Below are 14484 nucleotides of genomic sequence, written 5' to 3'. Positions count from 1 at the left end.
TGATTACGCGCTCCGAAGGGTTTGATTGTGCCAACACTGTGGACCAAGGGAGCGACGGCGCCTGCCGCTGACCGCCGGCAGGCGTCCCGAAAGTCGTCATACCGCCCCGAAATCCAGGGCCTTCGATCCCTCGCTGTCCTCATGGTGGTGACCTACCACGTGTGGTTTGGAAGGGTGTCTGGGGGCGTGGACGTCTTCCTCCTGATCTCCGCATTCCTGATGACCTTCCAGTTCGTCGGGCGCCACGAGCGCAGGGAGCCCTTTGCCCTGCTCAAGCACTGGCTGCACCTGTTCCGGAGGCTCCTTCCCGCCGCAGTCACCGTTATCGTCGCCACCCTGGCCGTCTCGTACCTGGTCCTGCCGCGGACCCGGTGGCTGGACCTCATCGACCAGGGCTGGGCGTCGCTGTTCTACTCGGAGAACCGGCTTCTGCAGGCGCAGGCCGTTGACTACTACGCGAATGACCACAGCCTTGCCAGCCCCCTGCAGCATTTCTGGTCTCTGTCCATCCAGGGCCAGGTATTCATCCTGTGGCCGCTGATCTTCCTCGCAGCCGCCTGGGCGGCCCGCCGGTTCAGGCTCTCCTACCGGCCGCTGCTGGCCTACGTGTTCTTCCTCGTGTTCCTCGTCTCGCTGGCGTATTCGATCTACTTCACGGCCACCAACCAGGTCCAGGCGTACTTCGACACGGGCGCCCGGCTCTGGGAATTCGCATTGGGCACGCTGGTGGCCCTCCTCCTTCCCGGGCTGCGGCTCTCCCGTGCCGTGCGCATCGTCATGGGTTGGGTGGGTGTCATCGCCATGCTCGCCTGCGGCATCCTGCTCAACGTCCAGGCAGCATTCCCGGGCGTGGCAGCACTGTGGCCAACCGTGGCGGCCGCCTTCGTCATTGTGGCCGGCCAGACGCAAAGCCCGGCCGGTGTGGACCGGATCCTCAGCTCCAAACCCCTGGTCAGGCTGGGAGACATCTCCTACGGGCTGTACCTCTGGCACTGGCCGGTGCTGGTGCTCGCGTTGGCCTGGACCGGCAAGGAGCATGCGGGCTGGCTTTCCGGCACGGTCATCATCGTCTCGGCGCTCGCACTCGCGTACCTGACCACCCGTTTTATCGAAAAGCCCTGGCGGGAATGGAAGTGGCCCGAGGCCAGGAAACGCCGTGCCGTCCTGGCCATCATGCTGGCCGTCTCCGTGGCAGCGGCGCCCCTGGCTCTGTGGCGCAACCAGCTGGACACAGAGCGCCGGGTGGCCCAGGAGCAGAAAGTGGCGAACAATCCGGGCTCGCGGGCTCTGGATCCGGCGTTCGCCGGTACCGTGCCCGCCGGCGACGTCACCCTGCTGCCGACTGCCACCGACCTGCCCCAGAACTGGGTTTCACTCGACGGACCCTGCACGGGCGACATCACTCCGCAGGACCAGGCGGTAAAGGACACCTGCTTTGAACAAAAGCCGTCCGGTAATCCAGCGCGCCGCGTCCTGGTGCTGGGGGACAGCCATGCGCAGCAGTGGTCCGGGGCCGTCAAGCCCATCGCCGCCCAAAACAACTGGCTCCTGTACTCCATGCTGAAAGGCGCCTGCAAAGTCGCGCCGGCCGGGAAGGCGGCCAGCGATGACTGCGAGACCTACAACGCTTCCGTGCAGAAGGAGATCGAGCGGCAGCAGCCGGACGCCATCATCCTGCTGGGCACCGCTGCGGCGCCTTCCAGTACCGCAGAGGAGCTGACGCCGGGCTTCGCGGACCTGGTGGGGCCGTGGATCGACAAGGGCATCGACGTGGTGGCGCTCAGGGACAACCCCCGGTTTACGTTCAACATGGCCGAATGTGTCGTGACGGACGGCCCGGACGCCCAGTCCTGCCGCCCGGCCGTACGGGACTCCCTTGCGCCGGAGAATCCCCTTGCCACGCTCAAGGACAGCCTGCCGGGCCTGGCAATCCTGGACCTCACAGACCGTATCTGTACGGCAATGGAATGTCCGGGAGTGGTGGGGAACATCTTCGTGTACCTGGATGACAACCACCTCACGGCCGAATACACGGAGAGCATGGCGGACGAGTTTGGCAGGCGCTTCTTCGAAGCAACGGGGTGGAAATGACAGGCAGCGATAAGGTGCAGCCGGCGGCCGGGGCCAAGACCCGGGCGGCCTCTTTCAGGCCCGAGGTCCAGGGACTGCGGGCCCTCGCTGTCCTGATGGTCGTGGCCTACCACGTCTGGCTGGGAAGGGTTTCCGGCGGCGTGGACATCTTCCTGCTCATCTCCGCCTTCCTCCTCACGCTGTCCTTCGTGCGGAAAGCCGAAACGGGCCGCCCCTTCGGTCTGCTGGGGCACTGGCTGCACCTCTTCAAGCGCCTGCTGCCCGCCGCCGTCGTGGTGATCCTCGGCGTGCTCGCCGGCACCTGGCTGATCCTGCCGCAGGGCCGCTGGCCGCAGATCCTGGACCAGGCCTGGGCCTCCCTGCTGTACCGGCAAAACTGGCTGCTCGCCGATACCGCTGTGGACTACTACGCCCAGGACCACGCCGGAGCCAGCCCGCTGCAACACTTCTGGTCGCTGTCCATCCAGGGCCAGGTCTTCATCCTCTGGCCGCTCATCTTCGCGGCCGCCGCCGGCATCCTCGCTGCGCTGCGCCGCCTCCCGGCCTGCGCAGGGCTGACCTACCGTGGCCTCCTGGGTATCGGCTTCGGCGCCGTGTTCGCCGTGTCGCTGGCCTACTCCGTTGAGCAAACGGCCGGCAACCAGGCCTACGCCTACTTCGACACCAGGGCCAGGCTATGGGAGTTCGCCCTGGGCTCCCTGCTGGCGCTCGCACTGCCGTACCTCAAACCCGGGAAGGCGCTGCGCGTTGTACTGGGCTGGGCCGGCCTGGTGGGAATGGTGTCGTGCGGCCTCCTCCTGACGGTGGACAGGTCCTTCCCCGGTTTCGTGGCGCTGTGGCCCACCCTGTCCGCCGCCGCGATCATCGTGGCGGGACAAACGGGCAGCCGGTACGGCGTGGACCGCGTACTCAGCAGCAGGCCGGCCGTGGCGCTGGGCGACAACTCGTACGCCCTGTACCTGTGGCACTGGCCGGTGCTGGTCCTTGCGCTCGCGGCCACCGGCGTCGAAGCTCCGAACCTCATGCAGGGGCTGGGCATCGTCGGCGCGTCCGTCCTGCTGGCCGTCCTCACCACCCGGTTCGTGGAGAAACCGCTGCGGGACTGGCACTGGCCCAAGCTGCGGGCCTGGCGCACCGCCGTCGTCATTGCCGCCTGTGGTGCCATCCTCGCCGGACCCGTTTCCGTCTGGCAGACCTTCCTCACCGCGGAAGAAACCGCGACGGCGGCCCAGCCGAGGGAGCTGACGCCCGGCGCCGCGGCGCTCACCCCGGGGATCGAAGCGGACCCCGCTCCCGCCGCGAGGATCATCCCGGGCCCCTCAGCCCTGGACAATGACTGGGCCGGTATCCAGACCCCCTGCGTCGGGTCCAATTCCACGGACGATCCCATCCTCGAGGGCTGCCGCCAGGAGATCCCCGAAGGCGGCGGGACCAAGCGGATCGTCGTCCTGGGTGACTCCCACTCGCAGCAGTATCTCGGTGCGCTGGCCCCCATCGCCGCGGCCAAAGGCTGGGAACTGGTCACTCTCCTGATGCCTGCCTGCAGGTTCGGTGCCGAGTCGGACACCAGGACCGCCGAATGCAACGCCTACAACAGGGCAAGCGCTGATTACGTGCTGGAACACCGGCCCGACGCCGTCTTCACCGTGGCATCACTGACGCACGAGGAAGCCCCGTTCGAAACTGAAGTCCCCGGCTACCTGGACGGCATCCGCCCGTTTGCTGACGCTGGGATCGAAATTCTGGGCATCCGCGACAACCCCCGGTTCACGTTCAACATGCCAGAGTGCGTCCAGCGCAACGGTGCCGACGCACCGGAATGCAACCCGCCCCTTGCCGAGTCCCTGGTGGAGCCTTCGCCGCTGGAAAATTACCGCGGCAAGGTGGACGGCCTGCACCTGATGGACATGAGTGACTTCATCTGCGCCCGCGGCGTCTGCCCAGCTGTGGTGGGCAACGTCTACGTCTACAAGGACGACAACCACCTGAGCAGGACCTACGCCGAATCGATGATTCCCATGTTCGAGCAACGGCTGCTCGCCGCCACGGGCTGGACCTGAGCCATGCCCTGCGGGCCGCACGCCAAGGTGCGGGGCCGGCGGAGTGCGGTTGCTCACATCGTCCGGCTGGAATAGGGGGATTGGCGCGAAGGTTCTAATATTTACTCAACACTTTCTGCTCCGGATGGCCGCCTGACGCAAGCGGCGTTCCGAAGTATGTCCTGCACAGGCCAGTTCCGTAATGACGGGCTGGTCATCGGCTGCAACCCCTACCCGCCCCAGCAACCAAGGTAAGAGGCGCACTCATGACCGAGCCCGAACACAACCCCTTTGGCCTCATCGGCCTGACCTACGACGACGTCCTGCTCCTGCCCGGGCACACGGACGTCATCCCGTCGGACGCCGACACTTCCTCCCGGATCTCCAAGCGGATTTCGGTTCACACGCCGCTGCTGTCCGCGGCCATGGACACCGTCACCGAATCACGGATGGCCATCGCCATGGCACGCCAGGGCGGCCTGGGAGTCATCCACCGCAACCTCTCGATCCAGGACCAGGCGGACCAGGTGGACCGGGTGAAGCGCAGCGAGTCAGGAATGATCACCAACCCGCTGACCATCGGACCGCAGGCCACCCTTGCCGAGCTGGATGAGATCTGCTCCCAGTACCGCGTTTCCGGCCTGCCCGTAGTGGACGAGGGCATGCGCCTGCTGGGCATCGTCACCAACCGCGACACCCGCTTCGTGCCGGAGTCCGACTTCCCGCTGCGGCTCGTCAGCGACGTCATGACCAAGATGCCCCTGATCACCGGGCACGTGGGGATCAGCCGCGAAGAAGCTTCGCACAAGCTGGCCACCAACAAGATCGAGAAGCTGCCCCTGGTTGACGAGCAGGGCCGGCTCAAGGGCCTGATCACCACCAAGGACTTCACCAAGGCCGAGCAGTACCCCCTGGCCACGAAGGATGACGAAGGCCGCCTCCGCGTCGGCGCAGCCATCGGATTCTTCGGGGACGGCTGGGAGCGTGCCATGACGCTCATTGACGCCGGCGTCGACGCCCTGTTCGTGGACACAGCCAACGGCCACTCGCAGGGTGTCCTGGACATGATCCGTCGGCTCAAGTCAGACCCGGTGGCCGCCCACGTGGACGTCATCGGCGGCCAGGCAGCCACCCGCGAAGGCGCACAGGCGCTGATCGACGCAGGTGCTGACGGCATCAAGGTTGGCGTCGGTCCCGGCTCCATCTGCACCACCCGCGTGGTGGCCGGCGTCGGCGTTCCGCAGATCACCGCCATCTACGAATCCGCCAAGGCCGCCATTCCTGCCGGCGTTCCGCTGATTGCCGACGGCGGCCTCCAGTACTCCGGCGACATCGGAAAGGCCCTGGTGGCCGGTGCTGACACCGTCATGCTCGGATCCCTCCTGGCCGGCTGCGACGAATCTCCGGGCGACCTGATCTTCGTCAACGGCAAGCAGTACAAGTCCTACCGCGGCATGGGCTCCCTGGGCGCCATGCAGTCCAGGGGCAAGAACACGTCCTACTCCAAGGACCGTTACTTCCAGGCCGACGTATCCGGTGATGACAAGCTGATCCCCGAGGGCATCGAGGGACGCGTGGCCTACCGCGGCCCGCTGTCCTCCGTGGCCTACCAGCTGGTCGGCGGCCTGCGCCAGACCATGTTCTACACCGGTGCGCCGACCATTCCCGAGCTCAAGGCCCGCGGCAAGTTTGTCCGGATCACTCCGGCCGGCCTCAAGGAATCGCACCCGCACGACATCCAGATGACGGTCGAGGCGCCGAACTACGGTTCACGCTGACGCTAACGCTAACGCTGACGCTGACGCTTGCGATGAAGATGGGATGGGCAGCCTGCCCATCCCATCTTTTTTGCTGCGAAAATCCGTGCTGCCAGCGGTAATAGGCTGATGGCATGTCCCAACCGAGCCATCCGCCCGAACTAAGCCCCAAACGCGAGCCCGCACGCAGGCTTGCCCTGCGGCCCTATGCCCGCGCGGTGGCCCAGGTCCTGAGGGTAAGCTTCCGGGCCTCCCCGGGGGCCGTGGTCATGAAGGTGCTCGGCTCGCTCATCTCCGCCGTCCTTCCGCTCGTCACCACCTACTTCGCGGCCCTCACCACCACAGCCCTGGCGGCCGCGTACGCGGGCGACGCCGGGGCGGGACAACGGGCCATCGTCTACGTCGTCATCACCGCAGTGCTCGGCCTTTTCTGGGGGGCCTTCACCAGTGTGGACCGCTACATCCAGCAGCTGATGAGCTTCAAGGTGGGAGCCATCGTCGGCGACCAGATGTACGAGCGGTTCCTGGCGCTGGAATTCTGGCGCTACGACGACAAGGAAACGGTCGATCTCTACGACCGGGCCAAGCGCTTCTCGGATTCCTATGCACGGGTCCTGGACCGCATCGCGGCGATCTTCACACAGCTGGTCTCCGTCATCCTGGCGGTGGGGGCGCTGCTGCTGGTCAGCTGGTGGATAGCGGTGATCGTCCTGGTGGCCATCATCCCCAGCGTCTACCTGCAGTTCAAGCTGTCCCGTGAACAGATAGCGCACTGGAACACCCAGGTGGATTCCCGGCGGCAGCGGCGGATGATCGAAACCAACCTGCTCCGCCCCCAGCACATTGCCGAGATGCGGCTCTACGGCGTGGTCGGTTTCCTGATGGGCCTGAGGTCCCGCCTGCGCGACGCGGATGAACGGCGCCGGCTTGACTACCAGCGGCGCTACATTCCCCGCCAGCTGGCCGCCGACGCCCTCCAGTACGGTGCGGAGGTGGTTTCGCTGATCTGGGTGGTGGGCCAGATCATTGCGCACGCCCAGCCTGTGGGCCAGTTCCTCTACGTCCAGCAGATCGTCAGCCGGGCCCTGTCCACGGCGAACAACCTCGTCTCCTCGCTCAGCTCCATCGACGAGGACCTCGCCAACCTGAAGGATTACGAACTGTTCATGGACCTGCCCGTCCACTCCGGGCACGCCCCGCCGCTGCCGGCCGCTCCTCGCGAAGTGGAACTCCGGGACATCCGCTTCACCTACACGGGCAGCGACGTAGAGGTCATACGCGGCATCAGCATGACCATCCGGGAGGGCCAGCACATCGCCATCGTAGGGGAGAACGGCGCCGGCAAGTCGACGCTGATCCGCATCCTCGCGGGCCTCTACCGTCCGGATTCCGGGCAGGTGATGCTCGACGGCGTCGACCTCGCCGCGGTGGACGTCACCTCATGGCACCGGCACCTGGCGGTGCTCAGCCAGGAGTTCCTCAAGTACGAGTTCGCCACCGCCGCGGAGAACATCTACTTCGGGGATGTCCAAAGCCCCCGGGACGAGGCCAGGATCCGCCGCTCGGCGGCCGACGCGGAGGCGCTGGACTTCATCAACAAGCTCCCCAACGGACTGGAGAACCACGTCAGCAACTGGATGGAGGACCCGCGCGGCCGCAAGGGGAGCGGCCTGTCCGGAGGCCAGTGGCAGCGGCTGGCCATGGCCCGCAACTTTTACCGCGACGCAGCCTTCATGGTGATGGACGAACCCACATCAGCCATCGATGCCCTTGCCGAGCACCGGATCTTCACCAGGCTTTTCGCGGACCGCAGCAGCACCATCATCGCCATCAGCCACCGGCTCGCCACCATCGAGAAGGCGGACGTCGTCTACATGCTGGAGGACGGGCAGGTGGTGGAGCAGGGAACACACAAGGAACTGGTGGCCCTCCGCGGCCGCTACTTCCGGATGTTCGAATCGCAGCTCACCGTGGATGAAGCCGGCCAGCCCTAAGTCAGCGCCGGACTGGATCATGCCCTTCCACCACAGTCGTACGGACGCGGGCGAGGCTGGGGCGGGGCGGCACGCTGCTGAACCCGAAGGTCACCGGCGGCACCACCGGAGCCAGCGCACCGGCGTCGGCCCCATCCCAGCTGACGACGGCGGACCTGACATGGTGGAGGTCGCTCACCCCGTAGTACTCCAGCCTGCCGCTGCCGGCCGTACCGAACGTCTGCGCACCCGCAGCCACCAGCGATGCGAGGGTGTTGACGGTGGCCAGCCAGCGTGGATGCACGGCAAGCCGGTGCGGAAGCATTCCCAGCGCTGTACCCAGCAAGGTCCTGCGCCCGGTCACCGCCCGGATGGCCAGCGGGCCGGCATCGACCGACAGGATCCGGTCGGCCAGGACTGCCCGGACGTCAGCCACCTGCACATCGTCAAACCGGTACGTGGCGAAGATGAACTCCGCAATGGCTTCCGTGGGTGCCAACAGCAGCCTGTGCCCTGTGGGCTGCTGGACCATGACGTCCGCAAAAGCACCGAAGGGGGAATGCTGCCACATGCCCACCACTGCACGGAGGCCAGATGAGGTACCGATCCCGGCAATGTGCCCGTCGAAGATCCAGCGATTGCGCATCGCGCTGCTCCCGCTACCGGCTCACAGCGGGCCGTAGCCGGCGTTGCCGTGGGGATCCCGCCAAACCGCCAGATCTTCTTCCACAGCCCTCCGGAGCCCTGGGTTGGACTGAACCCGCAGCCGAAATGACTGCCGGGCACGGCCCATGACCGTGGAGGGGACCACGATGCACGCGACCAGGAGGGCCAGGAGCAGCACGAAGGCGCCCACAAGGGAGATCGCCGTGCCGTCACCCTTGGCCGCCGCGGAGGGCAGGTACAGGGCCAGGATCCCCGCCAGGGCAACTCCCAGGACCGACACCATGGCGATGCCGCCGCGGGCCGATCCCGGGCCGCGGCTGATGAGGAGCCGGCCGGTATCCGGAAGTGAGGTGCGCACCCGCTTCCAGGACCACACGCCGAGCAGCGTCAGTGCCGCCCCCAACGGGAGCAACACCAGTACCGGGGCCGGATGTCCGTACATGGCTGAAAAGAATGCGCCCGCAAGGGCCAGAACGGGTCCACCCGCGATCGCGCTGCTCCAACCGGCAGCGATGGTGCCTTGGGCATCTGCCAACTGCCGCAGCCGGGACGGTGCGTTCGGCGGGCTGACGCGGGCCAGTTCAGGCGAGAGCCAGTGGTCGAGCGAATGCGCGGGCGCGCCGGCGGGGAAAGGAATGTGATGTGTCATGCCGGGAGCAGGCCCAGTCCCCGGCGGAGCTGGTCCTCAAGGTCCTCCGATTGCAGCGGCGCAGGGGCAGGCTTGGCGTCATCACCGGTGACGATCTCCAGGGAACCATCGGGCTCCGTCTTGACGTGGACGGAGTGGAAGCTGCCGTCCGCGAGGTGCCTGCGGACCGTGCCGGCCGCCGGGCGTCCGTCCGGTGCGGTCCCAAGGTAGAACGTGACCATCTCGACGGCGGTGGTGAACATTCCCTCGGAACCGGTCAGCGGTCGCAGTTCGTGGACACCGAACTTGCTGAGGCTGAGGACCAGGGCGCCGCCGTTCGAGCCGAACAGAAAGTAGACGTGTTCGGCTTTGGGGGTCACCAGGGCAACTTCCAGCCAGGCATCGGAGTCCGCAAGGACCCCTGCCACGCTTGCGGCCGGCCCTGCCGGCACGAGGCTTTCCCCTTCAACGGTCATGAGTCCGCGTTCCAGGAGGGTAGCCACTCCGGCCTGTTCGAGCGGCGCCCCGGCAGCGTGGTCAAGCCTGAAGAGACTCTGGCACTTCAGTGCGCCCGGCGTTCCTGCCAGGGCAACCAGTGCGATGAGTTCGTGTTCGGTAATGGGCAGGGGTGCGTCTTCTTGGATAGTCACAACAGCCTTAGGGTCGACAGGTCTCGGGTCTTATTCTAGGGAAGCCGGCCCTCAGGTGAGCCAGCCCCACACCTTCTTGGCGCCGTCGGCTACGGCATCAATGGTTTTCTTTGCACCGTCAGCCACGGCATCCGCAGTCTTCTTGGCGGCATCTGCCACCATCTCCGAGGCCGAACCGTAGCCGAGGTTCGAGGCCAGCAGGCCCATACCGCCCCACGCGATCCCGGCCACGGCGAAGAAGGGTCCTGCGCCCGGGATAAAGCTTCCGGCCGCAAGGACCGCGGAGACACCTCCGTCGATCGCCATTCCGGTATTGCCGCTCTCCAGGCCCTGTGCCAACTGGAGGCCGCCGGTGACGATTCCCAGGCCACCGGAAAGCCGGCCCAGCATGGATGTCCCGTTGAGGAGCTGTGTTCCGCGCACATAGCCGACCCCCGGAACCTGGGCGTACTGCGCGCTGAGCCAGGGCCAGTTGGTGAGCTTCGTGAGGAGCCCGCCCTTGGCCATGGTGGCCAGCAGGTTGTCCGTGTACAGCCCCGCACCGGTCACGGCGGCGTTGGCACCCCACCAGCCAGGACTCGCGGCGACACCCAGCACACTGTCCAGAGGGTTCGTCGCGGCAGCGTCCGGGGCAGTACCGCCCGGACCCGACGCACCGGGACCACCGGACGATCCGCCCGTGCTGGCGTTCTCTTGCTCATCAGCCTGCGTGACGAGAGTCTTGGAGGCGTCAAGGAGGGATTGCGACGTTTGCTTCATCATGGGGCGCCACGTATCGCTCCATTCACGGCGGAAGCGGCCCCCGTCGTTTCCCTTCCAGTCGATAGCCGATACCAGGCTGGTGATCTGGCGTTCGGTATCCATCAGGCGTGATCCGGAACGGTCCATGGATTTGGACAAGGACCGCAATTGTTCGATGTCGGCGCCATAGAGGCCAGGGGCCATGGTGGTTCTCCTCGGAAGCTGGGCACGGGAGCGTTCACCGAGCCCCCGGCCCTAGGCTACGTGCTTGGTCCACGCCGCCGCCATGGGCAGCCCTGCCCATCCGGACCCCCGCTTGTCCGCGCGGAGCCGAGGCCAGGCGAAGCCACCGAACCTGCTGGGATAACCTAGAGCAGTGACTTACGAGATCGAGATTGGCCGTGGCAAGCGTGGGCGTCGTGCCTACTCCCTGGATGACATAGCTGTTGTCCCCAACCGTCGCACCCGTGACCCCAAGGACGTCTCGGTCTCGTGGCAGATCGACGCCTACCAGTTCAGCATGCCTGTCATCGCCGCCCCCATGGATTCAGCCATGTCTCCCAAGACGGCCATTGCGCTTGGACGCCTCGGCGGACTGGGCGTCCTCGACCTCGAAGGCCTCTGGACCCGGTACGAGGATCCGCAGGCAGTCCTGGATGAAATCAGTGCCCTGGAGGACGAGACCAACAGCCCCGCCGTCACCGGAAGGATGCAGGAGCTCTACAAGGCCCCCATCCAGCCCGAACTCATCACGTCCCGCCTGGCCGAAATCCGTGAAGCCGGCGTCACCGTGGCCGGCGCCCTCACGCCGCAGCGCACCCAGGAGCACTACAAGACAGTCCTGGCTGCCGGCGTCGACATCTTCGTCATCCGCGGCACCACCGTGTCCGCCGAGCACGTCTCCAAGGACCACGAACCGCTGAACCTCAAGCAGTTCATCTACGAGCTCGACGTACCCGTGATCGTCGGCGGGGCCGCCGGCTACACGCCGGCCCTGCACCTCATGCGCACCGGTGCCGCCGGTGTCCTGGTCGGCTTCGGCGGCGGGGCCACCACCACCACGCGCCGCGCGCTGGGGATCCACGCGCCCATGGCATCGGCGATTTCCGACGTCGCCGCCGCCCGCCGCGACTACATGGACGAGTCCGGCGGCCGGTACGTCCATGTCATTGCCGACGGCGGCATGGGCACCTCCGGCGATATCGTCAAGGCCATCGCCATGGGCGCCGACGCCGTCATGCTGGGCAGTGCCCTGGCCCGCGCTGAAGAAGCGCCGGGCAAGGGCTGGCACTGGGGCCAGGAAGCCCACCACCTGGAACTCCCGCGCGGGGACCGGGCCAACGTGGGAACCGTTGGGCCCATGGAGGAAGTCCTCTTCGGGCCCGGCCACCACACCAATGGAACGTCAAACCTCATCGGTGCGCTGCGCCGCTCCATGGCGACCACCGGCTACTCGGACCTGAAGGAATTCCAGAGGGTCGACGTCGTGGTTTCCCCCTACGAAGGAAACTGACACCCACGCACTCCGGCAGGGCGTCCAAAAGGGCGCTCTGCCCAAGCGTGCCCCAAGCAAGTAGGGTGGTTCTACTACCGGCACTTGAGGCACTGGAGGCGTTCAATGAAGACTGATCCTGCAGGCGGCGGGGCCCTGGGCCCGGAAGCCAGGGAAGCATCCATCCAGCGGCTGCGCGCCACGACGGAACCCGGCCAGGAGCTGGACATCCTGATTGTTGGCGGCGGGATCGTGGGAACCGGAGCGGCGCTGGACGCCGTCACCCGCGGCCTGAGCGTGGGCATCGTCGAGGCCAGCGACTGGGCGGCAGGAACGTCCTCCCGGTCATCCAAGCTCATCCACGGCGGCCTCCGCTACCTGGAGATGCTGGATTTCGCCCTGGTTAAGGAGGCGTTGCAGGAACGCGGACTGCTGCTCTCCGAACTGGCGCCCCACCTGGCCCGGCCCGTTCCCTTCCTCTACCCGCTGACCAAGCCCTTCGTGGAACGGCCCTATGTGGGCGCGGGCATCGCCCTCTACGACGCCATGTCCGTCTCCAGCGGCCACAGCCGCGGCGTGCCCTTCCACAAGCACCTGTCCAGGCGCGGCACCCTGCGGGCTGCGCCGAGCCTGAAGAACGACGCGTTCGTGGGCTCCATCCGCTATTACGACGGGCAGGTGGATGACGCCAAGTACGTCGCCAACCTGGTCCGCACTGCCGCCCATTACGGGGCCCATGCCGTCAACCAGATGGCGGTGGTGGACTTCCTCCGCGAAGGCGAGCGGGTGGTGGGAGCCAAGGTGGAAAACCGCGAGGATGGCTCCCGGTTTAACGTCCGTGCCAAGCAGGTCATCAACGCCACGGGTGTCTGGACCGACGAAACCCAGGCCATGGTCACGGACCGCGGGCAGCTGAAGGTCCGGGCGTCCAAGGGCATCCACCTGGTGGTGCCGAGGGACCGCTTCCAATCCACCGTCGGGCTGATCCTGCGCACCGAGAAATCCGTGCTGTTCGTCATCCCCTGGGGCAGGCACTGGATCATCGGCACCACGGACACCGACTGGCACCTGGACAAGGCCCACCCTGCCGCAACCAGCAAGGATATCGACTACATCCTCGAGCACGTCAACAAGGTCCTCAAGCGGCCGCTGACCCGGGAAGACGTCGAAGGCGTCTACGCGGGACTCCGGCCCCTGCTGGCCGGCGAGAACGACTCCACAGCGAAGCTCTCCCGCGAACACGTCGTGGCCCACCCCGTGCCGGGGCTGGTGGTGGTGGCTGGCGGCAAATGGACCACCTACCGCGTGATGGCCAAGGACGCGGTGGACGAGGCCACCCGCACCATGGACGAACGGGTACCGCCGAGCTGCACCGAGACCATCCCGCTGCTGGGGGCCAGCGGTTTCCGCGCAGCCTGGAACCGCCGTAACCGGACGGCCGAGGAAACGGGCGTGCACGTGGCCCGCATCGAGCACCTGCTCAACCGCTACGGCTCCATGACCCCGGAAGTCCTGGCCCTCATTGCCGAGAATCCGGAACTGGCCGAGCCTTTGCCGGGAGCGGATGACTACCTGCAGGCCGAAGCGGTCTACGCGGCCACCCACGAAGGCGCCCGGCATGTCCACGATGTCCTGACCCGGCGGACCCGCATTTCCATCGAGGCCTGGGACCGCGGCGTGTCCGCTGTTCCGGTTGTCGCTAAACTGATGGGTGACGTCCTCGGCTGGAGCGACGCTCAGCGCGAAAATGAGGTCCGGCACTACATTGCCCGGGTTGAGGCGGAACGGCTCAGCCAGGAACAGCCGGATGACGAATCCGCAGACGCCGCCCGCCTGGGCGTGGAAGACATCGTGCCCTTGCGCTAAGGGGTGGATGGCCGGCGCTGCTGACTGAAGGGACACGCCTTGGCGGAACCGCTTGACCCGTACGACGCCGAACTCACCACCCCGGACATGGTCATCCTGGAGTTGGAGGCCACGGACAAGGACGACGCCGCCACTCAACTGTCCGAGCGGTTGTTCGCTGCCGGCAGGGTGTCCGACCTCGACGGGTTCCTCCGGCATGTCAATGCCAGGGAACACCAGCTCGCCACCGGACTCCCGGGCGGCATCGGCCTGCCGCATGCGCGCAGCGAGTTCGTCACCCGCACCTCCATCGCCGTGGGCATCACCAAGTATGGCCATGCCCTGGACTTCGGCGCCGCCGACGGCCCGGCCACCGTGATCCTGCTCATCGCCACCCCCGCCAGTTCCTTCTCGGACCACCTCGAGGTCCTGGCCACGCTGGCGCGCTCGCTGTCCAAGGAATCGTTCCGCGAATCGCTGCGCCGGGCCTACGACGCCGAAGTGATCGCCGAACTCATCAACTCCAGCCTGGTGTTCTTCGACCACTGACCGGAGCCGGCGGGCGTGCCCGCAGCTCCGGCGTTTAGTTGTTCTACAGAACT

11 protein-coding genes are annotated in these 14484 nt (G+C 66.6%); 7 read left to right on the top strand and 4 right to left on the bottom strand.

Annotated elements, in window-relative coordinates:
* Window positions 1–27: 27 nt before the first annotated feature.
* The 4 genes from BLT71_RS14985 to BLT71_RS14970 all read left to right on the top strand — a co-directional run bounded on the left by BLT71_RS14985 (window position 28) and on the right by BLT71_RS14970 (window position 7881).
* The gene (locus tag BLT71_RS14985) at window positions 28–2091 is read left to right on the top strand and encodes an acyltransferase family protein (RefSeq protein ID WP_231994305.1); all 2064 of its coding nucleotides are present in this window, start codon (window positions 28–30) and stop codon (window positions 2089–2091) included.
* The gene (locus tag BLT71_RS14980) at window positions 2088–4151 is read left to right on the top strand and encodes an acyltransferase family protein (RefSeq protein WP_091721804.1); all 2064 of its coding nucleotides are present in this window, start codon (window positions 2088–2090) and stop codon (window positions 4149–4151) included. Before BLT71_RS14985 ends, BLT71_RS14980 begins: the two co-directional genes overlap by 4 nt.
* A 245-nt stretch (window positions 4152–4396) precedes the next feature.
* Window positions 4397–5908, top strand: coding sequence for an IMP dehydrogenase (guaB, locus tag BLT71_RS14975; protein ID WP_091721801.1), 1512 nt, complete (start codon window positions 4397–4399; stop codon window positions 5906–5908).
* 113 nt (window positions 5909–6021) lie between these two features.
* Window positions 6022–7881 carry an ABC transporter ATP-binding protein gene (locus BLT71_RS14970; protein WP_091721799.1) on the top strand — a complete coding sequence of 620 codons (1860 nt, stop codon included), beginning with the start codon at window positions 6022–6024 and terminating at the stop codon, window positions 7879–7881.
* Window position 7882: 1 nt separating this feature from the next.
* Here BLT71_RS14970 and BLT71_RS14965 read toward each other — a convergent pair whose 3' ends face one another.
* The 4 genes from BLT71_RS14965 to BLT71_RS14950 are packed head-to-tail and all read right to left on the bottom strand — an operon-like array spanning window position 7883 to window position 10749.
* Window positions 7883–8506 (bottom strand): hypothetical protein, encoded by a 624-nt coding sequence (locus tag BLT71_RS14965; RefSeq protein ID WP_091721796.1) that lies wholly within the window; start codon window positions 8504–8506, stop codon window positions 7883–7885.
* A 21-nt stretch (window positions 8507–8527) separates the two neighbouring features.
* Complete coding sequence (locus tag BLT71_RS14960; RefSeq protein ID WP_091721795.1) at window positions 8528–9175, bottom strand: hypothetical protein; 648 nt, start codon at window positions 9173–9175, stop codon at window positions 8528–8530.
* The gene (locus tag BLT71_RS14955; protein ID WP_091721792.1) at window positions 9172–9804 is read right to left on the bottom strand and encodes a hypothetical protein; all 633 of its coding nucleotides are present in this window, start codon (window positions 9802–9804) and stop codon (window positions 9172–9174) included. The genes BLT71_RS14960 and BLT71_RS14955 overlap by 4 nt, the downstream gene beginning before the upstream one ends.
* A 51-nt stretch (window positions 9805–9855) precedes the next feature.
* Window positions 9856–10749, bottom strand: a complete 894-nt coding sequence (locus BLT71_RS14950) for a WXG100 family type VII secretion target (protein ID WP_091721789.1) — start codon at window positions 10747–10749, stop codon at window positions 9856–9858.
* 172 nt (window positions 10750–10921) lie between these two features.
* Here BLT71_RS14950 and BLT71_RS14945 point away from each other — a divergent pair, with 172 nt between their 5' ends.
* The 3 genes from BLT71_RS14945 to BLT71_RS14935 all read left to right on the top strand — a co-directional run bounded on the left by BLT71_RS14945 (window position 10922) and on the right by BLT71_RS14935 (window position 14431).
* Window positions 10922–12058, top strand: a complete 1137-nt coding sequence (locus tag BLT71_RS14945) for a GuaB3 family IMP dehydrogenase-related protein (protein WP_091721788.1) — start codon at window positions 10922–10924, stop codon at window positions 12056–12058.
* Window positions 12059–12163: 105 nt separating this feature from the next.
* Entirely contained in the window at window positions 12164–13903 is a 1740-nt protein-coding gene (locus BLT71_RS14940; protein ID WP_091721784.1) for a glycerol-3-phosphate dehydrogenase/oxidase, read from the top strand.
* Between the two features lie 39 nt (window positions 13904–13942).
* Entirely contained in the window at window positions 13943–14431 is a 489-nt protein-coding gene (locus tag BLT71_RS14935) for a PTS sugar transporter subunit IIA (protein ID WP_091721781.1), read from the top strand.
* The last annotated feature ends 53 nt before the right edge of the window (window positions 14432–14484 follow it).

Source organism: Pseudarthrobacter equi (genome assembly GCF_900105535.1).
Taxonomy (GTDB): Bacteria; Actinomycetota; Actinomycetes; order Actinomycetales; family Micrococcaceae; genus Arthrobacter; species Arthrobacter equi.
The sequence above is the reverse complement of the archived record's forward strand: the minus strand, read 5'-3'. Positions and strand labels throughout refer to the sequence as shown.